General features: G+C 67.2%; 17 protein-coding genes and 1 rRNA gene. 14 read left to right on the forward strand and 4 right to left on the reverse strand.

From position 1 onward, the window contains the following. The first annotated feature begins 49 nt into the window (after positions 1-49). The 8 genes from argC to argH are packed head-to-tail and all read left to right on the forward strand — an operon-like array spanning position 50 to position 8,429. On the forward strand, positions 50-1,084 hold the full coding sequence (argC, locus tag BKG60_RS18005) for an N-acetyl-gamma-glutamyl-phosphate reductase (protein WP_070185659.1): 1,035 nt from the start codon (positions 50-52) through the stop codon (positions 1,082-1,084). Next, positions 1,081-2,307 (forward strand): bifunctional glutamate N-acetyltransferase/amino-acid acetyltransferase ArgJ, encoded by a 1,227-nt coding sequence (argJ, locus tag BKG60_RS18010; RefSeq protein WP_070946748.1) that lies wholly within the window; start codon positions 1,081-1,083, stop codon positions 2,305-2,307. Before argC ends, argJ begins: the two co-directional genes overlap by 4 nt. After that, positions 2,304-3,182 (forward strand): acetylglutamate kinase, encoded by an 879-nt coding sequence (argB, locus tag BKG60_RS18015; protein WP_070946749.1) that lies wholly within the window; start codon positions 2,304-2,306, stop codon positions 3,180-3,182. The genes argJ and argB overlap by 4 nt, the downstream gene beginning before the upstream one ends. 26 nt (positions 3,183-3,208) lie before the next feature. After that, positions 3,209-4,354 carry an acetylornithine transaminase gene (locus tag BKG60_RS18020; protein WP_239253201.1) on the forward strand — a complete coding sequence of 382 codons (1,146 nt, stop codon included), beginning with the start codon at positions 3,209-3,211 and terminating at the stop codon, positions 4,352-4,354. After that, positions 4,351-5,286, forward strand: a complete 936-nt coding sequence (argF, locus tag BKG60_RS18025; RefSeq protein WP_070946750.1) for an ornithine carbamoyltransferase — start codon at positions 4,351-4,353, stop codon at positions 5,284-5,286. Before BKG60_RS18020 ends, argF begins: the two co-directional genes overlap by 4 nt. A gap of 1 nt (position 5,287) precedes the next feature. Next, entirely contained in the window at positions 5,288-5,764 is a 477-nt protein-coding gene (locus BKG60_RS18030) for an arginine repressor (RefSeq protein ID WP_070185664.1), read from the forward strand. A 23-nt stretch (positions 5,765-5,787) separates the two neighbouring features. After that, complete coding sequence (locus BKG60_RS18035; protein ID WP_070185665.1) at positions 5,788-6,987, forward strand: argininosuccinate synthase; 1,200 nt, start codon at positions 5,788-5,790, stop codon at positions 6,985-6,987. A gap of 5 nt (positions 6,988-6,992) precedes the next feature. Beyond that, positions 6,993-8,429 (forward strand): argininosuccinate lyase, encoded by a 1,437-nt coding sequence (gene argH, locus BKG60_RS18040; protein ID WP_070946751.1) that lies wholly within the window; start codon positions 6,993-6,995, stop codon positions 8,427-8,429. A gap of 2 nt (positions 8,430-8,431) precedes the next feature. Here argH and BKG60_RS18045 read toward each other — a convergent pair whose 3' ends face one another. Continuing rightward, a complete protein-coding gene (locus BKG60_RS18045) occupies positions 8,432-10,222 on the reverse strand; it encodes an ABC-F family ATP-binding cassette domain-containing protein (RefSeq protein WP_070946752.1) in 1,791 nt (596 codons plus the stop codon). Positions 10,223-10,373: 151 nt separating this feature from the next. On the opposite strand from BKG60_RS18045, the gene BKG60_RS18050 reads away from it, so the two are divergent. From BKG60_RS18050 to BKG60_RS18060, 3 genes are all read left to right on the forward strand, one after another. Continuing rightward, on the forward strand, positions 10,374-13,370 hold the full coding sequence (locus BKG60_RS18050; RefSeq protein WP_070946757.1) for an acyl-CoA synthetase: 2,997 nt from the start codon (positions 10,374-10,376) through the stop codon (positions 13,368-13,370). Between the two features lie 75 nt (positions 13,371-13,445). After that, positions 13,446-13,958, forward strand: coding sequence for a hypothetical protein (locus BKG60_RS18055; RefSeq protein WP_070185668.1), 513 nt, complete (start codon positions 13,446-13,448; stop codon positions 13,956-13,958). A gap of 9 nt (positions 13,959-13,967) precedes the next feature. Beyond that, positions 13,968-14,186 (forward strand): Trm112 family protein, encoded by a 219-nt coding sequence (locus BKG60_RS18060; RefSeq protein ID WP_070185675.1) that lies wholly within the window; start codon positions 13,968-13,970, stop codon positions 14,184-14,186. Here the strand turns inward: BKG60_RS18060 and BKG60_RS18065 are convergent. The 3 genes from BKG60_RS18065 to BKG60_RS18075 are packed head-to-tail and all read right to left on the reverse strand — an operon-like array spanning position 14,169 to position 16,339. After that, positions 14,169-14,795, reverse strand: a complete 627-nt coding sequence (locus tag BKG60_RS18065) for a TetR/AcrR family transcriptional regulator (protein WP_070185669.1) — start codon at positions 14,793-14,795, stop codon at positions 14,169-14,171. The genes BKG60_RS18060 and BKG60_RS18065 overlap by 18 nt on opposite strands. Before the next feature lie 6 nt (positions 14,796-14,801). Next, positions 14,802-15,629 (reverse strand): ABC transporter permease, encoded by an 828-nt coding sequence (locus BKG60_RS18070; protein ID WP_075909803.1) that lies wholly within the window; start codon positions 15,627-15,629, stop codon positions 14,802-14,804. After that, on the reverse strand, positions 15,554-16,339 hold the full coding sequence (locus BKG60_RS18075; protein WP_070946753.1) for an ABC transporter ATP-binding protein: 786 nt from the start codon (positions 16,337-16,339) through the stop codon (positions 15,554-15,556). Before BKG60_RS18075 ends, BKG60_RS18070 begins: the two co-directional genes overlap by 76 nt. An 81-nt stretch (positions 16,340-16,420) precedes the next feature. Between BKG60_RS18075 and BKG60_RS18080 the strand changes: the two genes are divergently transcribed. From BKG60_RS18080 to BKG60_RS18090, 3 genes are all read left to right on the forward strand, one after another. Continuing rightward, a complete protein-coding gene (locus BKG60_RS18080) occupies positions 16,421-17,032 on the forward strand; it encodes a DNA-3-methyladenine glycosylase (RefSeq protein WP_070946758.1) in 612 nt (203 codons plus the stop codon). Positions 17,033-17,059: 27 nt separating this feature from the next. Next, entirely contained in the window at positions 17,060-18,346 is a 1,287-nt protein-coding gene (tyrS, locus tag BKG60_RS18085) for a tyrosine--tRNA ligase (RefSeq protein ID WP_165617848.1), read from the forward strand. A 419-nt stretch (positions 18,347-18,765) separates the two neighbouring features. Further along, positions 18,766-18,886: ribosomal RNA gene (locus BKG60_RS18090) — 16S ribosomal RNA — on the forward strand; the annotation flags it as partial.

An 18,886-nucleotide genomic window follows, 5' to 3' on the forward strand; every position in this document is an offset into this window, starting at 1 on the left:
CCGAATTAATGAGTTTGCATCTGCATGCATAACAATGCAGAATTGCCGGATGACTTCGATAGCGGTGGCCGGCGCCAGCGGCTACGCCGGCGGAGAGATCCTGCGATTGCTGCTCGGGCATCCGGCCTACGCTGACGGCCGGCTGACCATCGGGGCGTTGACCGCGGCCTCCAGTGCCGGCACCACCATGGCCGAACATCACCCGCACCTGCTGCCACTGGCCGCTCGCGTTCTGGAACCCACCGATGCGGCGGTGCTGGCCGGCCATGACGTGGTGTTCCTGGGCTTGCCGCACGGTCATTCCGCGGAACTGGCCGAACAGCTGGGTCCCGACACCCTGATCATCGATTGTGGTGCCGACTTCCGGCTGACCGACGCCGCAGACTGGGAGAAGTTCTACGGTTCGGCACACGCCGGCAGCTGGCCCTACGGGCTGCCCGAACTGCCAGGCGGCCGGGACCGGCTCAAGGGCGCCAAGCGGGTCGCCGTCCCGGGCTGCTATCCGACCGCAGCCCTGCTGGCACTGCTGCCCGCGGTTGCTTCCGACCTCGTCGAGCCGGCTGTCACGGTGGTGGCGGTCAGCGGCACTTCCGGCGCAGGCAAGTCTGCCAAGGTGGACCTGCTGGGCGCGGAGGTGATCGGTTCGGCCCGCGCCTACAACATCGCCGGCAAGCACCGGCACACCCCGGAGATCGCGCAGGGGCTGCGGTCGGTGACCGACAAGGATGTCACCGTCTCGTTCACCCCCGTGTTGATCCCGACGGCTCGCGGCATCCTGGCCACCTGCACCGCACACACCGAGGCATCGGCGGCCGAGGTGCGGGCGGCCTACGAAAAGGCTTACGACACCGAGCCGTTCATTCACCTACTGCCCGAAGGGCAACTGCCCAAGACCGGTTCGGTGATCGGTAGCAATGCCGCGCAGCTTGCGGTCGCGGTGGACGAACAGGCGAAGACACTGGTGGCGATCGCCGCCATAGACAACCTCACCAAGGGCACCGGGGGAGCCGCGGTGCAGTCGATGAACCTGGCGCTGGGCTGGCCTGAAACCGAAGGACTTTCGATCGTGGGAGTGGCACCGTGACCGAAGCGGCACAGACCGCCAAGCTGGTCCGCACACAGGGCGTCACCGCCCCGGCCGGCTTCCGGGCCGCCGGAATCGCGGCCGGTATCAAGGAATCCGGCGCCCCAGACCTGGCCCTGGTGTTCAACGAGGGGCCGGATTACGCCGCCGCGGGCGTGTTCACCCGCAACAAGATCAAGGCCGCGCCCGTGCAGTGGTCGCAGCAGGTGCTGACCACGGGCCGGCTGCGCGCGGTGGTCCTGAACTCGGGCGGCGCCAATGCGTGTACCGGCCCGCTGGGCTTTCAGGACACGCATGCCACCGCCGAGGCCGTGGCCGGCGCGCTGAGCGACTGGGGCACCGAGACCGGTGCCATCGAGGTCGCGGTGTGCTCGACGGGCCTGATCGGTGACCGGCTGCCGATGGACAAGGTGCTGGCCGGGGTCACCGAGATCGTGCACGAGATCGCCGGCGGTCTGACCGGCGGCGACGACGCCGCGCGGGCCATCATGACCACCGACACCGTGCCGAAACAGGTTGCGCTGCACCATTCGGTGGAGTCCGGGGAGAACTGGACCCTGGGCGGGATGGCCAAGGGCGCGGGCATGCTGGCGCCGTCGCTGGCCACCATGCTGGTGGTGCTGACCACCGACGCCGTCGCTGACGCGGCCGCCCTGGATATCGCGCTCAAGCGGGCCGCGAAGCTGACCTTCGACCGCCTCGACGTCGACGGCAGTTGCTCGACCAACGACACCGTGCTGCTGCTCGCGTCCGGCGCCAGCGAGATCGCCCCGAGCCAGGACGATCTCAACGAGGCCGTGCTGCGGGTCTGCGACGACTTGTGTGCCCAGCTGCAGGCCGATGCCGAAGGCGTCACCAAGCGGGTGGTCATCACCGTCGCCGGCGCCGAGACCGAGGACGACGCGCTGATCGCCGCGCGGGTGATCGCCCGCGACAGCCTGGTCAAAACCGCTCTGTTCGGCTCCGACCCGAACTGGGGCCGGGTGCTGGCCGCCGTCGGCATCGCGCCGGTGAAGCTCGACCCGGAGCGGATCAGCGTGTCGTTCAACGGGTCTCCGGTCTGCATCGACGGCGCCGGTGCGCCGGGAGCACGCGACGTCGACCTGTCGGGTGAAGACATCGTCGTCGTCGTGAACTTGGGCGTGGGTCCGCACGAGGTATCGATCAGGACCACCGACCTGTCGCACGCCTACGTCGAAGAGAACTCGGCGTACAGCTCATGAGCCAAGCGATCGAGCGCGGCGTCAAGGCCCAGGTGCTCGCCTCGGCTCTGCCGTGGCTCAAGCAGCTGCACGGCAAGATCGTCGTCGTCAAGTACGGCGGCAACGCCATGACCGATGACACCCTCAAGGCCGCATTCGCCGCCGACATGGTGTTCCTGCGCAACTGCGGTATCCATCCCGTGGTGGTGCACGGTGGCGGTCCGCAGATCAGCGCGATGCTCAAGAAGCTCGGCATCGCAGGCGATTTCAAGGGTGGATTCCGGGTGACCACCCCGGAGGTCCTCGATGTGGCGCGCATGGTGCTGTTCGGTCAGGTGGGCCGCGAACTGGTCAATCTGATCAACGCCCACGGCCCGTACGCGGTCGGCCTCACCGGCGAGGACGCGCACCTGTTCACCGCGGTGCGACGCAGCGTCACCGTGGACGGGGTGGCCACCGACATCGGGCTGGTCGGCGACGTCGAGCAGGTCAACGCCGACTCATTGCTGGATCTCATTGCCGCGGGCCGTATACCGGTGGTCTCGACCATCGGACCCGATGTCGACGGCGTGGTGCACAACATCAATGCCGACACCGCCGCCGCGGCCCTGGCCGAATCCCTGGGTGCCGAGAAGCTGATCATGCTCACCGATGTGGAGGGCCTCTACACCGATTGGCCTGACCGCTCGTCGCTGGTCACCGAGATCGACACCGCGGCCCTGACCCAACTGCTCCCGTCACTCGAATCGGGCATGGTGCCCAAGATCGAGGCCTGCCTGCGGGCAGTGGAAGGCGGCGTGCCGAGCGCCCACGTGATCGACGGTCGCGTCGAACACTGCGTGCTCGTCGAACTTTTCACCGATGAGGGAACCGGAACCAAGGTGGTAAAACCGTGAGCCTGCAGGACCGCTGGGAAGCGGTGATGATGAACAACTACGGCACCCCGCCGTTGGCGCTGGCCAGCGGTGACGGCGTCGTGGTCACCGATACCGATGGCAAATCCTATCTGGACCTGCTCGGCGGTATCGCGGTCAACCTGCTCGGCCACCGCCACCCCGCGGTCATCGAAGCCGTCACCACGCAGCTCGACACACTGGGTCACACCTCCAATCTGTATGCCACCGAACCGGGCATCGCGCTGGCCGAGGCGCTGGTCGGGCATCTGGGGGCTCAGGCACGGGTGTTCTTCTGCAACTCGGGCACCGAGGCCAACGAGGTGGCCTTCAAGATCACCCGGCTCACCGGCAAGACGAACATCGTTGCCGCCCAAGGCGCTTTCCACGGCCGCACGATGGGGTCGCTGGCGCTGACCGGTCAGCCCGCCAAGCAGGCACCGTTCGAACCCTTGCCGGGCAACGTCACCCACGTGCCGTACGGCGATGTGGATGCCCTTGCCGCGGCAGTAGACGACACCACTGCGGCAGTGTTCCTGGAACCGATCATGGGGGAGGGCGGCGTCGTCGTCCCGCCTGCCGGATACCTGGCAGCTGCGCGCGACATCACCACCAAGAACGGCGCGCTGCTCGTCCTCGACGAGGTACAGACCGGCGTCGGGCGTACCGGCGCGTTCTACGCACATCAGCACGACGGCATCACCCCCGACGTGGTCACCTTGGCCAAGGGCCTGGGCGGCGGGCTGCCGATCGGTGCCTGCCTGGCCATCGGCGCGGCCGGTGACCTGCTCACCCCGGGTCTGCACGGCAGCACCTTCGGCGGCAACCCGGTATGCACCGCGGCCGCGCTGGGTGTGCTCAAAGCACTGGCCGACGGTGATCTGATCGCGCGGGCCGGCGTCCTCGGCAAGACCCTGAGCCACGGCATCGAAGAGCTCGGTCATCCGCTCGTCGGCCACGTGCGCGGCAAGGGCTTGCTGCAAGGCGTGGTGCTGACCGCCCCCAGTGCCAAGGCCGTCGAGGCAGCGGCCCGTGACGCCGGCTTCCTGGTCAACGCGGCGGCCGCCGACGTGGTCCGGCTGGCGCCGCCACTGATCATCACCGAGGGCCAGATCGAGACGTTCCTGTCCGCTCTGCCCGCCGTTCTCGACACCGCTGTGGAGGCTTCTGCATGACCATCCGGCATTTCCTGCGTGACGACGACCTGTCGCCCGATGAGCAGGCCGAGGTGCTCGCCTTGGCCGCCGAACTGAAGAAGGCACCGTTCTCCCGGCGCCCGCTGGAAGGCCCGCGCGGCGTCGCGGTGATCTTCGAGAAGAACTCGACCCGCACCCGGTTCTCGTTCGAGATGGGCATCGCCCAGCTCGGCGGCCACGCCGTGGTGGTCGACGGCCGCAGCACCCAGCTGGGGCGTGAGGAGACCCTCGAAGACACCGGTGCGGTGCTGTCCCGCTACGTCGATGCCATTGTGTGGCGGACCTTCGCCCAGGAGCGGCTCACTGCCATGGCGTCCGGTTCGAGCGTGCCGATCGTGAACGCGTTGTCCGACGAGTTCCATCCCTGCCAGGTGCTGGCCGATCTGCAGACGCTGGCCGAGCGCCGCGGAGGGGCCGAGGGCCTTAAAGGGTTGAGGATGACGTACCTGGGCGACGGTGCCAACAACATGGCGCACTCGCTGATGCTGGGCGGGGTCACCGCGGGAATCCACGTCACCATCGCCGCGCCTGCCGGTTTCGAACCGGACCCGCACTTCGTCGACGCCGCCAAACGCCGCGCCGCCGAGACCGGCGCGACCGTCACCCTCACCGATGACGCGCAGGCCGGCGCCGACGGGGCCGACGTGCTGGTCACCGACACCTGGACCTCGATGGGCCAGGAGAACGACGGGCTGGACCGGGTGCGACCGTTCCGGCCGTTCCAGGTCAACGCCGAACTGCTCAACCGGGCTGACCCGGAAGCCGTTGTGCTGCACTGCCTTCCGGCGCATCGCGGCCATGAGATCACCGACGAGGTGATCGACGGGCCCCAAAGTGCGGTGTTCGACGAGGCCGAGAACCGGCTCCACGCCCAGAAGGCCATGCTGGTGTGGCTGCTGGAGCGAGCCTGAGGTGAGCGCACCCACCCGCGCCGGCCGTCAGGCCCGCATCATCGCCCTGCTGTCGTCGCGGCAGGTGAGCAGCCAGACCGAGCTGGCCGCGCTGCTGGGCCAGGAGGGCATCGAGGTCACCCAGGCCACGCTGTCGCGGGACCTGGAGGAACTCGGCGCGGTGAAACTGCGCGGTGTTGAAGGTGGAGCCGGGGCGTACGTCATCCCCGAGGACGGGAGCCCGGTGCGGGGGGTGTCCGGTGGCACCGAACGTCTGACCCGCTTGTTGGGGGAGTTGCTGGTCTCGACCGACGCCAGCGCTAACCTTGCCGTGCTGCGCACCCCGCCCGGGGCGGCGCATTACCTGGCCAGCGCGCTCGATCGCGCCGCCCTGCCGTATGTGGTCGGCACCGTCGCCGGTGACGACACCATCCTGGTGGTGGCGCGCGACCCGATGACCGGGGCCGAACTTGTCAAAACCATCGAGAACTTGAAGTAGAGCCAAAAACAAGGAGATTGCTCATGTCCGAACGCGTCATCCTGGCGTACTCCGGAGGTCTGGACACCTCGGTCGCGATCAGCTGGATCGGCAAGGAGACCGGCAAAGAGGTCGTCGCCGTCGCCATCGATCTCGGCCAGGGCGGCGAGGACATGGACGTCGTACGCCAGCGCGCCCTGGACTGCGGTGCGGTCGAGGCGGTCGTGGTCGACGCCCGTGACGAGTTCGCCGACGAGTACTGCCTGCCGACCATCAAGGCGAATGCGCTCTACATGGACCGCTACCCGCTGGTGTCGGCCATCAGCCGGCCCCTGATCGTCAAGCATCTGGTCGACGCCGCGCGCAGCCACGGCGGCACCGTCGTCGCGCACGGCTGCACCGGCAAGGGCAATGACCAGGTGCGGTTCGAGGTCGGGTTCGCCTCCCTGGCGCCCGAACTGGACGTCATCGCGCCGGTTCGCGACTACGCCTGGACCCGCGAGAAGGCCATCGCGTTCGCCGAGGAGAACGCCATCCCGATCAACGTCACCAAGCGTTCGCCGTTCTCGATCGACCAGAACGTGTGGGGCCGCGCGGTGGAGACCGGGTTCCTCGAGGACCTGTGGAACGCCCCGACCAAGGACGTCTACGACTACACCCAGGATCCGACGGTCAACTTCAACGCTCCTGACGAGCTGATCATCAGCTTCGACAAGGGCCGCCCGGTGGCCATCGACGGTCGCCCGCTCAGCGTGCTGGAGATCATCCAGGAGCTCAACACCCGGGCCGGCGCCCAGGGCGTGGGCCGGCTCGATGTGGTCGAGGACCGGCTGGTCGGCATCAAGAGCCGGGAGATCTACGAGGCGCCGGGCGCGATGGTGCTGATCACGGCGCACACCGAGCTCGAGCACGTGACGCTGGAGCGCGAGCTGGGCCGGTACAAGCGCGGCGTGGACCAGAAGTGGGGCGAGCTGGCCTACGACGGCCTGTGGTTCAGCCCGCTGAAGCGCTCACTGGAGGCGTTCGTCGAGCACACCCAGCAGCACGTTTCCGGCGATATCCGGCTGGTCCTGCACGCCGGGGCGATCATCGTCAACGGCCGTCGTTCCGGTGAGTCGTTGTACGACTTCAACCTCGCCACCTACGACGAGGGCGACAGCTTCGACCAGAGCGCGGCCAAGGGATTCGTGCAGCTGCACGGCCTGAGCTCCAAGATCTCGGCCAAGCGCGACCTGGGCCTGTAAGTGACATGAGCACCAACGACGGAACGACCAACGAGGGCTCGCTGTGGGGCGGCCGGTTCGCCGACGGCCCCTCGGCCGCCCTTGCCGCCCTGAGCAAGTCGACGCACTTCGACTGGGTGCTGGCGCCCTATGACATCACCGCGTCCAAGGCTCACGCCCGGGTGTTGCACCGGGCCGGGCTGCTCACCGATGAACAGCGGGACGGGCTCCTGGCCGGTCTGGACAGTCTGGATTCCGACGTCGCCGACGGCAGTTTCGAGCCGCTGGTCACCGACGAGGACGTGCACGGTGCGCTGGAACGCGGCCTGATCGACCGGGTCGGACCCGACCTGGGCGGCAGGTTGCGCGCCGGTCGCTCCCGCAACGACCAGGTGGCCACGTTGTTCCGGATGTGGCTGCGCGACGCCGTCCGCCGGGTGGCCGACGGCGTGCTGGAAGTGGTCAACGCGCTGGCCACGCAGGCCGCTGCGCATCCGACGGCGATCATGCCCGGCAAGACCCACCTGCAGGCCGCCCAGCCGATCCTGCTCGCGCACCACCTGCTGGCACACGCCCATCCGCTGCTGCGCAACGTCGACCGGCTCGCCGATTTCGACGATCGCACCGCGGTCTCGCCCTACGGTTCGGGAGCGCTGGCCGGCTCATCGCTCGGCCTGGATCCCGACGCGATCGCCGAGGACCTCGGATTCGCCTCGGCGGCAGACAATTCCGTCGATGCCACCGCGGCCCGGGATTTCGCCGCCGAAGCGGCGTTCGTCTTCGCTCAGATCGGGGTGGACCTGTCTCGGCTCGCCGAAGACATCATCCTTTGGAGCACCACCGAATTCGGTTATGTCACGCTGCACGACTCCTGGTCGACCGGCAGCTCGATCATGCCTCAGAAGAAGAACCCGGACATCGCCGAGCTGGCCCGCGGTAAATCGGGACGGTTGATCGGCAACCTCACCGGTCTGCTGGCCACGCTCAAGGCACAGCCACTGGCCTACAACCGGGACCTGCAGGAAGACAAGGAACCGGTCTTCGACTCGGTGGTGCAGTTGGAGCTGCTGCTGCCGGCGATGGCCGGTCTGGTCGCCACGCTGACCTTCGACGAGGCCCGGATGGCCGCGCTGGCACCCGCCGGTTACACACTTGCCACCGATATTGCCGAATGGCTGGTTCGCCAAGGCGTTCCGTTCCGCGTCGCCCATGAGGCCGCCGGTGCCGCGGTGCAGGCTGCCGAGGGTCGCGGCGTGGGACTCGACGAGCTCACCGACGACGAGTTCGCCGCGATCAACCCCGCGCTGACCGCGCAGGTGCGCGAGGTGCTGACGGTCGAGGGTTCGGTGGACGCGCGCAGCGCACGTGGGGGTACCGCGCCGGTGCAGGTCGCCAAGCAACTCGGCGTGGTGCGCGAGACCGCCGACCGGTTGCGCCACCGGCTGCGGCGAGTCCTCGGATAGACCTATTCGACGTGTTCGGACAGCTCCATCCAGCGGGCTTCGAACTCGGCGACCTGCGATTCCAGCTCGCGCAGTTCGCCGGTGAGCTTCCCCAGACCCACATGGTCGGACTGGTCGTGGGCGGCGAGTTCGTCGTGCTTGGTGGAGATCCGGTCGGCCAGCTTGGCCAGCGACCGGTCGATCGAGGCCATCTCCTTTTCGACGTTGCGCAGTTCGGCGCCGGACAATCCTTGCGCGGGAGGGGCTTCGGTGCGTGACACCGGTCCACTCGGCGCGCCGGTGGCCCGCTGCTCGGACAGCTTCAGATATTCGTCGACCCCGCCGGGCAGATGACGCAGCCGGCCGTCCAGGATGGCGTACTGCTGATCGGTGACGCGCTCAAGCAGATACCGATCGTGCGACACCACGATCAGTGTGCCCGGCCAGGAATCGAGCAGATCCTCGGTGGCGGTCAGCATGTCGGTGTCCACATCGTTGGTGGGCTCGTCGAGCACCAGCACGTTCGGCTCCGAGAGCACCACCAGCATGAGCTGCAGCCGGCGGCGTTGGCCACCGGACAGTTCGCCGACGCGGGTCGACAGTTGGTCGCGCGCGAAGCCGAGCCGCTCCAGCAGTTGGGCCGGGGTCAGGTCCTTACCGTCGATCTGATAGCTGGTCTGCAGCCGCCCGACCACTTCGCGGACCATGTCCCCGGCGACCGCATCGAGCTCGCTGGATTGCTGGTCGAGGATTGAAAGGCGCACGGTCTTACCGCGTTTGACCCGGCCGGAGGTCGGCGTCACGGTCCCCGCGATCAGGCCGAGCAGGGTGGATTTGCCGGCACCGTTCGCACCGACGATGCCGGTGCGCTCGCCCGGTCCGATGCGCCATTCGATATCGCGCAACACTTCTCGCTCAGAGCCCGGGTAGGCCACCGACACGTCGAGCAGGTCGATCACGTCCTTGCCCAGCCGCGCGGTCGCCAGCCGGGACAACTCCACGGTGTTGCGCAGCGGCGGTACATCGGAGATCAGGGCATTGGCCGCGTCGATCCGGAACTTGGGTTTGGAGGTGCGGGCCGGTGCGCCCCGACGCAACCAGGCCAGCTCCTTGCGCATCAGGTTCTGCCGCTTGGCTTCGATCGAGGCGGCCTGCCGGTCGCGTTCCACGCGCTGCAGCACGTACGCCGCGTAGCCGCCCTCGAACGGCTCCACGATGCGGTCGTGCACCTCCCAGGTGGTGGTGGCGACCTCGTCGAGGAACCAGCGGTCGTGGGTGATCAGCAACAGTCCACCGGCGCCACGTGCCCACCGCTGCTTGATATGTCCCGCCAGCCACGTGATGCCCTGGATGTCGAGATGGTTGGTCGGCTCGTCGAGCGCGATCACGTCCCAGTTGTCGATCAGCAGCGCGGCCAGTTGCACGCGTCGGCGCTGGCCGCCCGACAACGTCGACACGGGAGCGTCGAACGGGATGTCGGCAACCAGACCGCCGATCACGTCACGGATCCGGGCGTCGCCCGCCCATTCGTGTTCGGGGCGGTCTCCGACCAGCGACCAGCCGACGGTGTGGTCGGGGTCGAGAGTGTCGGTCTGGTCCAGCGACCCCACTCGCAGGCCGCTGCGCCGGGTCACGCGGCCGCCGTGCGGGGCGATGCGCCCGGTGAGCATGCCCAGCAGGGTGGACTTTCCGTCGCCGTTGCGGCCGACGATGCCGATCCGGTCGCCTTCGCTGACGCCGACGGTGACCGCGTCGAACACCACCCCGGTGGGGTACTCCAGATGCAGGGTTTCGCCCCCGAGCAGGTGTGCCATCGCCGCCGACCCTATCGTTCGGCGGCCCCGGGACCGGCACCGCATCGAGCCACACTCGGCCTGTCGACGATCGAGTCGGTGATCGGTTGCTGTTGTGCCATGATGACCTCGTCAATCGGGGGTCGGGGTGATTTGCGATGTGGGGAGCAAGCTGGTGGATTTCTCGGCAGTGACCAAACCGGTCGAGCGGTTGCTGGCGACCGCGCAGAACGGTCTGGAGGTGCTGCGCTACGGGGGCCTGGAGACCGGTTCGGTCCCATCGCCCTTCCAGATCATCCAGAGCGTGCCGATGTACCGGCTGCGGCGGTATTTCCCACCCGACGCCCGCCCGGGTGCCCAGAATCCGCGCCCGCCGGTGCTGATGGTGCATCCGATGATGATGTCGGCCGACATGTGGGACGTGACGCGCGACGACGGGGCGGTCGGCATCCTGCACGCCGCGGGCATCGACCCGTGGGTCATCGACTTCGGCTCGCCCGACAAGGTCGAGGGCGGAATGCAACGAAACCTGGCCGACCACGTGGTGGCGTTGTCGGAGGCCATCGACATCGTCAAAGAGGTCACCGGGCGCGACGTGCATCTGGCCGGCTACTCGCAGGGCGGGATGTTCGCCTACCAGGCCGCGGCCTACCGGCGGTCCAAGGATCTGGCGAGCATCATCGCCTTCGGCTCACCGGTGGACACCCTGGCCGCACTGCCGATGAACCTTCCGGCCGGGGTCGCTGCGGGCGCCGCGGACTTCATGGCCGACCACGTCTTCAGCCGCATCGACATCCCGGGCTGGTTGGCGCGCACCGGATTCCAGATGCTCGACCCGATCAAGACGGCCCAGTCACGCTTCGAGTTTCTGCGTCAGCTCCACGACCGGGAGGCCTTGCTGCCACGCGAACAACAGCGCCGCTTCCTGTCATCGGAGGGGTGGATCGCCTGGTCCGGGCCGGCGATCTCCGAACTGCTCAAGCAGTTCATCGCGCACAACCGCATGATCACCGGCGGCTTCTCCATCCACGGTGACCTCGTCACGCTGTCCGACATCAATTGCCCGATTCTGGCCGTGATCGGTGAGGTCGATGACATCGGCCAACCGGCTGCCGTGCGCGGCATCAAGCGTGCCTCGCCGGACGCTGACGTCTACGAATATCTGATCAGGGCAGGACATTTCGGTCTGGTGGTGGGATCGAAGGCCTCCACCCAGACCTGGCCGACGGTGGCGCAATGGGTGAAATGGCTTGGCGGAGAACAGATGCCCGAAGGTGTCGTTCCGATGGGATCGCAGCCGGCAGATCACCCCGAAGGCGGCGTGTCGTTCTCGACCCGTGTCACCCACGGAGCCACCGCAGCCACCGAGATGGCCTTCGGGGTGGCCCGCTCGGCCGCCGATGCGCTGGTGACGGCGAACAAGAACGCCCGGACCCTGGTCATCGAGACGGCTCGCACCTTGCCGCGCCTGGCCCGGTTGGGACAGGTCAACGATCACACCCGGATCTCGCTCGGCCGGATCATGAGCGAGCAGGCGCGCAGCGCGCCCAACGGTGAGGCGTTGCTTTTCGACGGTCGCGTGCACACCTACGAGGCGGTGGACCGCCGCATCAACAATGTGGTGCACGGTCTGATCGACGTCGGGGTTCGCCAGGGTGCCCGGGTCGGTGTCCTGATGGACACCCGGCCCAGCGCGCTGGTCGCGATCGCGGCGCTGTCCCGGTTGGGTGCGGTGGCCGTGCTGCTGCCCGAAGCCGATCTGGCCGAGGCGGCCCGCCTCGGCGGGGTGGCCGAGATCATCGCCGATCCCAGCCACCTCGAGGTGGCCCGCAAGCTCGACACGCGGGTGCTGGTCCTCGGTGGTGGCGAGAGCCGTGATCTGCACCTGGACAAATACGATGCCGACGGCGCGTCGGTTGTCGACATGGAGAAGATCAACCCCGACGTCGTCGAGCTGCCGGGCTGGTATCGGCCCAACCCGGGCTTGGCCCGCGACCTGGCGTTCGTGGCGTTCAGCGAGGTCGGCGGTGAGCTGGTGGCCCGTCAGATCACGAACTTCCGGTGGGCGCTGTCGGCGTTCGGCACCGCATCGGCCGCCAATCTCGGCCGCGGTGACACGGTCTACTGCCTGACCCCGCTGCATCACCAGTCAGGCCTGCTGGTCAGCCTGGGTGGCGCGGTGGTCGGCGGCTCGCGCATCGCGTTGTCCCGTGGACTGCAACCCGACCGGTTCCTTCAGGAGATCCGGCAGTACGGCGTCACGGTCGTGTCCTACACCTGGGCCATGCTGCGCGAGGTCATCGACGATCCGTCGTTCTCGCTGACCGGCAGTCATCCGGTCCGGTTGTTCATCGGCTCCGGTATGCCGGCCGGGTTGTGGAAGCGCGTGGTCGATGTGTTCGAACCGGCCCAGGTGGTGGAGTTCTTCGCCACCACCGACGGACAGGCCGTGCTGGCCAATGTCTCGGGCGCCAAGATCGGCAGCAAGGGGCGTCCGCTGCCGGGCAGCGGCACCGTCGAACTTGCTGCCTACGACGCCGATGACGATCTGATCCTGGAGGACGAGCAAGGCTTTGTCCGCAAGGCCGAGGCCAACGAGGTCGGTGTGCTCCTGGCTCACCCGCGTGGCCCGGTGGATCCGACCGCCGTGGTCAAACGGGGTGTGTTCGCGCCTGCCGATACCTGGGTGTCCACCGAATTCCTGTTCCGTCGTGACGAGGACGGTGACTACTGGCTGGTGGACAACCGTGGTGCGGTGATCCGCACCGCGCGTGGGCCGGTGTTCGCGACGAGCGTCAACGACGCGGTCGGGCGCCTCGACGCGGTCGACATGTCGGTGACGTACGGCGTTGAGGAATCGGGCCGTCAGTTGGCGGTGACGGCCCTGGCCCTGCGGCCCGGCGGTAGCGTCCCGACGGCCGATCTCACCCACGCCCTGGACGATCTGGCCGCGGGTTGTCCGCCGGACGTGGTGCACGTGGTGGCCGACATGGAGCTCGGAGCCTCATACCGCCCGGTGATCGGTCCGCTGCGGGCCGCGGGCATCCCGAAACCGGGTCGGCGTAACTGCTGGTACTTCGATGCCGATACAGGTACGTACAAGAAATTGACTGCGGCCAGCCGGGCCGAACTCATCGCGGGTGCCGACGACGAGCCGGAGACCGACTAGGCCGGTTTGTCGGCGGCGTGCCGGGGCGGCACCGCGCTGTTACGCTCCGGCAGACGGCGAACGACTGGAGGATCGATGGCTTCGGGATCGGGTGTGCACAGCTGGCGTCGGGTGGTCAGCGTCGCGGTGACGGGTGGTGCGCTGGTCGTGGGGCTGGGTGCGCCGACGGCCGCGGCGGATCCCGCCGAGCCCACACCTCAGGCGGATGCGCCGGCGCCGCAGATGACGGCCGACGAAGCATTGTCCATCGTCGCCAAGGACTATGACACCGGTGAGGGTGGTGGACAGATCTCGACGCTGATCCACGACATCCTGAAGCTGCGTCAGCAGGGCTACAAGCCGTCGAACGCCAACCGCGAGGCCATCACCGAAGCGCTCGACAAGCGCCCCAACCAGGTGCCGCTGATCAAAGCGCTCAAGAGCACCCTGGCCTACCAGCGCAAGCTGCAGGCCCAGTCGAACGCGCAGATTTCGCGAGGCGGTGTCAATCCCGGTGTCGGGCAGTTCCCGGGTGGCATCGCGCCGATTCCGGGTGGCGCGGGGGCCCAGCCCGGACCTAGTGGCGGCATCCAGATCCCGCTGGGCTAGCTTCACGTGGTGGTCGACGACAAGCTTCTGAGCATCCTGGTCTGCCCGCAGGATCGCGGGCCACTGCTGCTCGCGGGAACGGACTGGCTCTACAACCCACGGTTGCGGCGCGCCTACCGGATCGAGGACGGTATCCCGGTGCTCTTGGTCGACGAGGCAGTGGCCATCGATGACGACACCGAGCATCAGCGCCTGCTGGAACTGGCCGGGTCAGGGGAGTCCGGGTAGGTCGCCGGTCAAGTAGCGCTGCAGGGTCGGTGCGATGGTTTCGACGATCTGCTCCACCGGCAGCGTCGCGAAAGGCTCCAGCTCCAGGATGTAGCGCGCCATCGCGACCCCGACCAGTTGCGAGGCGACGAACTGGATGCGCACGCGGGAGCTACCGGGCGGGTCGTCGACGCGTGGCCCGATTTCTCCGATGATCACCTCCTGCAGGAACGACCGCACGAGCGATACGTCGTTGCCTGCCAGGATGGAACGCAAGGTCGCCACGAACCCTTTGCCGATCTCGGAATCCCACAGCGGCAACAAGATTGACGGCAGCGTGTGGCCGATTTGTTCGACCGGAACCTCGTTGAGCCGTCCGATGACGGTCATGGGATCGATCGGAATGTGAATCGCGGCGGCGAACAGCTGGGTTTTCGTGCCGAAGTAGTGATGCACCAGGGCGGCGTCAACCCCGGCGTCGGCCGCGATGGCGCGAATCGATGTCTTGTCGATTCCGTTGCGGGCGAACAATTCCCGTGCACTGGCCAAGATGCGCTCACGTCGGTCCGACGGCCCCGAGGGACGGCCCCGGCGTTTGCGTTCCTGGCCGGAATCGATGTCGGTGCTCATGGTTTCCTAAGGTGTTCGGCGACGCAGGGTGGCCGCAGCCAGACACAATGCCACGATGGCGAACCCTACGACGATCGCGATGTCGCGGGCGGCGATCGCGGTCAGCTCAGGATGGGCGCCAACCTGCTGCAGTGCTTCGAGCGCATAGCTGGCGGGAAGCACGTTGCTGATCCACTGCAGCCAGTCCGGCAGCGCGGCGCGCGGCACGATGATGCCGCACAACAGCAGCTGCGGGGCGATCACCACGGGCATGAACTGCACTGCCTGGAACTCGGTGCGGGCGAACGCGCTGCACAGCAGGCCCAGACCCACGCCCAGCACGGCGTTGATGATCGCGATGAGGAAAACCAGGGCGGGGCTGCCGGCGGTGTCGAATCCGAGGAGCCAGAACGAGACGATGCAGGCCAGGGTGGCTTGGGCGGCGGCAGCGATCGAGAAGGCGGTGCCGTAGGCGGCCAGCAGGTCGAAGCGGCGAAGCGGCGTGGTCAGGATGCGCTCAAGGGTTCCCGACACGCGTTCGCGCTGCATGGTGATCGAGGTGATCAGGAACATCACGATCAGGGGGAAGACGCCGAGCATGATCAGGCAGGCGTTGTTGAACGGCGACGGATGTCCCGGTGCCTGCGGCGCGTTCTGGAACATGAAGTACATCAGGGTGATGATCAGGCTGGGCACCACCAGGATCATTGCCACGCTGCGGTGGTCGGCGGCCAGTTGCCGCAGGATCCGGCCGGTGGTGGCCAGGTATGCCGCCGGGCTCAGCCGGCTGGGTTGGTCGCGGCTGGGTCGCTGCGCCGGATGACGGTGAGAAACGCTTCCTCCAGAGACGTGCATGAGGTGTCCTTCCGTAGCCGGTCGGGAGTGGTGTGGGCGAGCAGTTGACCTTCACGCATGAGCAGCAGGTCGCCGCAGTGATCGGCCTCGTCCATGACATGGCTGGAGACCAGCAGCATGGTGCCGCGCCGCGACAGATCGTTGAACTGTTCCCACAGGTCCACCCGCAGCACCGGGTCCAGGCCGACGGTGGGTTCGTCCAGCACCAGCAGTTCGGGTTCGGCCACCAGCGCGCAGGCGAGAGAGGCCCGGGTCCGTTGGCCACCGGAAAGATTGCCGCAGTATGCGGTGCGGTGATCCTCGAGGCCGACCGAGCGGATGGCGGCGGCCGCCGAGGCCGCTGACGTTCCGTACAGCGCGGCGAAGTACCGCACATTGTCGATCACCCGCAGGTCGTCGTAGATGGTCGGATCCTGCGTGACGTATCCGACGCGATGGCGCAGCGGCGCCGAACCGGCCGGATGCCCGAGCACCGTGACGGTGCCGGCCGCGACGATCTGTGTCCCGACGATGCTGCGCATGAGGGTGGATTTGCCGCAGCCCGACGGGCCGAGAAGGCCGGTGATGGTGCCGCCGGCGATCTGGACGGTGAGGTCGCGGATCGCGGGCCGGCCACCCCGGCTGACCTGCAGTCCGGCGATGTCGATGGCCGGGGGAGCACCCCCGGTAGGGGAATCCACGGAGAATTCATCAACCGATGAAGTCATCATGTGATGAATAATGCGCCCGGGATCTGGCCGGTGTCAACGGTGGTTTTTGCGAAGTGCAGAATCGCTCGGGTGGGCTTGCAGATGGGCGCCGAGCTGTTGACTGGTGACCCCTTGCTCGCGGCCGGTCGTCTGTTGGGGGCCGAGCTGATCGGTCGCGGAGCCAGCGCCGTCATCGTGGAGGTCGAGGCTTACGGCGGCCCACCCGACGGACCTTGGCCCGATGCCGCATCGCATTCGTACCGGGGCGCCGGCGGTCGCAATCTCGTGATGTTCGGACCGCCCGGGCATCTGTACACCTACCGCAGCCATGGCATTCATGTCTGCGCGAACGTGGTCTGTGGATTCGACGGCGTCGCCGGTGCGGTGCTGCTGCGAGCCGCTGCGGTGTATGCGGGTGCCGACGTCGCAAGCCGTCGCCGTGGACCGGCCATCCTGCCGGCCGCGCTGGCGCGAGGCCCGGGGAACCTGTGCTCTGCCCTGGGAATCACCATGGACGACAACGGAATTGACCTTTTCGATGCCGACAGTCCGGTGCAGTTGGCGCTAACTGATCCGGTTACCGCGGTCGCCGGACCCCGGGTCGGCGTGAGCAAGGCTGCCGACCGTAGGTGGCGGTTGTGGCTGGCGGACAGGGCAGAGGTATCGGCGTATCGGCGCAGTCCACGTGCCCCGGCGCCCGGCTCCAGTGACTGATGTCGGCCATGCGGCATGATCGTCGTCATGAGCATGGGAATCCTCGATGAGCTGGACTGGCGTGGGCTGATCGCGCAGTCGACCGACCGCGACGCGCTGGCGAATGACCTGGCCAAGGGACCCATGACCGTCTACTCGGGTTTCGACCCGACGGCGCCCAGCCTGCACGCGGGGCACTTGGTCCCGCTGCTCACGCTGCGGCGGTTCCAGCGTGCCGGCCACCGGCCGATCGTGCTCGCCGGCGGCGCCACCGGGATGATCGGCGACCCTCGCGATACCGGCGAACGCACGCTGAACACCGCTGACACGGTCGCGGACTGGGCCGGCCGAATCCGCGGGCAGCTCGAACGGTTCGTCGAATTCGACGAAACCCCGACCGGCGCCATCGTGGAGAACAACCTGAACTGGACCGGCCAGCTCTCGGCCATCGAGTTCCTGCGTGACCTGGGCAAATACTTCTCGGTGAACGTGATGCTGGACCGGGAGACCGTCCGGCGCCGGCTGGAGGGCGAAGGCATCTCCTACACCGAATTCAGCTACATGCTGCTTCAGGCCAACGACTTCGTAGAACTGCATCAGCGGCATGGCTGCGCGTTGCAGATCGGTGGTTCCGATCAGTGGGGCAACATCGTGGCCGGGGCGCGCCTGGTGCGTCAGAAGCTGGGCGCCACCGTGCATGCCATGACAACTCCGCTGGTCACCGACTCCGAGGGCAAGAAGTTCGGCAAGTCGACCGGCGGCGGCAACCTCTGGCTCGACCCCGAGATGACCAGCCCGTACGCCTGGTACCAGTACTTCGTGAACACCGCCGATGCCGATGTCGTCGGGTACCTGCGGTGGTTCACCTTCCTGACCACGGATGAGATCGCCGATCTCGAGGACGCCACCCAGAATCGTGCCCATGAGCGCGCCGCGCAGAAGCGGCTGGCCAGGGAACTCACCACGTTGGTACACGGCGAAGGCGCGACGACGGCAGTCGAGCTGGCCAGCCAGGCGTTGTTCGGCCGAGCCGAGTTGACCGACCTCGACGAACCCACCCTGGGCGCCGCGTTGCGTGAAGCCAGTAGTGGACAGGTCGCCGAGCTGAAGCCGGGAGGCCCGGATTCGATCGTCGATCTGTTGGTCGGCACGGGGTTGGCGGCCAGCAAGGGCGCCGCTCGCCGCAACGTTGCCGAGGGCGGCGTCTACGTGAACAACAAGCGGATTGAAAGCGACGAGTGGATACCACAGCATTCCGATTTTCTGCATGAGCGCTGGCTCGTGTTGCGACGTGGCAAGCGGCACATTGCAGGGGTCGAGCGCGTGGGCGCCTAGGCCGATCGTCGACCCGGCTCTGACCTGGGGAAACATCGGAGCCACCAGGCGATTTGACTCGCTGTTAGCGCTCACGTAACTTATTCCAGGTCAGAGCGACACGGACAAGCGCCGGAGAGCGAAGACAAAATCCGAGAGAGACACCCATTACGGTGGGTCTTCTCACTGCCCGCAGCAAGTTGAGCGGCTTTTAGCCGCGGGATTTCTGCGCGGTAAACTCGGGCGTGTTGTTTGAGAACTCAATAGTGTGTTTGGTGGTTTTTGTTTGTTGTTTTTTGCCATTCATCTTGGGGGACTCCCCGTCTTCCGTTCTTGGTGGGTGGTTTTGTTTTTTTGATGCCAGTTTGTTTGGTGTCTTTTGTTTGTGATCGGATTTTTCTGAATCTGAATTCTGCCTGGTTTTGGGACTGGGAAGTTTTTGTTTGGAGAGTTTGATCCTGGCTCAGGACGAACGCTGGCGGCGTGCTTAACACATGCAAGTCGAACGGAAAGGCCCTTCGGGGTACTCGAGTGGCGAACGGGTGAGTAACACGTGGGTGA

Source organism: Mycobacterium syngnathidarum (genome assembly GCF_001942625.1).
Taxonomy (GTDB): Bacteria; Actinomycetota; Actinomycetes; order Mycobacteriales; family Mycobacteriaceae; genus Mycobacterium; species Mycobacterium syngnathidarum.

Bases quoted from the DNA above. Each gene is read 5' to 3' on its own strand.
- BKG60_RS18065 (WP_070185669.1), bottom strand. From the start codon at position 14,795: ATGAGCACCGACATCGATTCCGGCCAGGAACGCAAACGCCGGGGCCGT.
- BKG60_RS18020 (WP_239253201.1), top strand. From the start codon at position 3,209: ATGATGAACAACTACGGCACCCCGCCGTTGGCGCTGGCCAGCGGTGAC.
- BKG60_RS18055 (WP_070185668.1), top strand. From the start codon at position 13,446: ATGGCTTCGGGATCGGGTGTGCACAGCTGGCGTCGGGTGGTCAGCGTC.
- BKG60_RS18075 (WP_070946753.1), bottom strand. From the start codon at position 16,339: ATGATGACTTCATCGGTTGATGAATTCTCCGTGGATTCCCCTACCGGG.
- argC (WP_070185659.1), top strand. From the start codon at position 50: ATGACTTCGATAGCGGTGGCCGGCGCCAGCGGCTACGCCGGCGGAGAG.
- BKG60_RS18045 (WP_070946752.1), bottom strand. From the start codon at position 10,222: ATGGCACACCTGCTCGGGGGCGAAACCCTGCATCTGGAGTACCCCACC.
- BKG60_RS18080 (WP_070946758.1), top strand. From the start codon at position 16,421: ATGGGCGCCGAGCTGTTGACTGGTGACCCCTTGCTCGCGGCCGGTCGT.
- BKG60_RS18070 (WP_075909803.1), bottom strand. From the start codon at position 15,629: ATGCACGTCTCTGGAGGAAGCGTTTCTCACCGTCATCCGGCGCAGCGA.
- argH (WP_070946751.1), top strand. From the start codon at position 6,993: ATGAGCACCAACGACGGAACGACCAACGAGGGCTCGCTGTGGGGCGGC.
- argB (WP_070946749.1), top strand. From the start codon at position 2,304: ATGAGCCAAGCGATCGAGCGCGGCGTCAAGGCCCAGGTGCTCGCCTCG.
- argF (WP_070946750.1), top strand. From the start codon at position 4,351: ATGACCATCCGGCATTTCCTGCGTGACGACGACCTGTCGCCCGATGAG.
- BKG60_RS18035 (WP_070185665.1), top strand. From the start codon at position 5,788: ATGTCCGAACGCGTCATCCTGGCGTACTCCGGAGGTCTGGACACCTCG.
- tyrS (WP_165617848.1), top strand. From the start codon at position 17,060: ATGAGCATGGGAATCCTCGATGAGCTGGACTGGCGTGGGCTGATCGCG.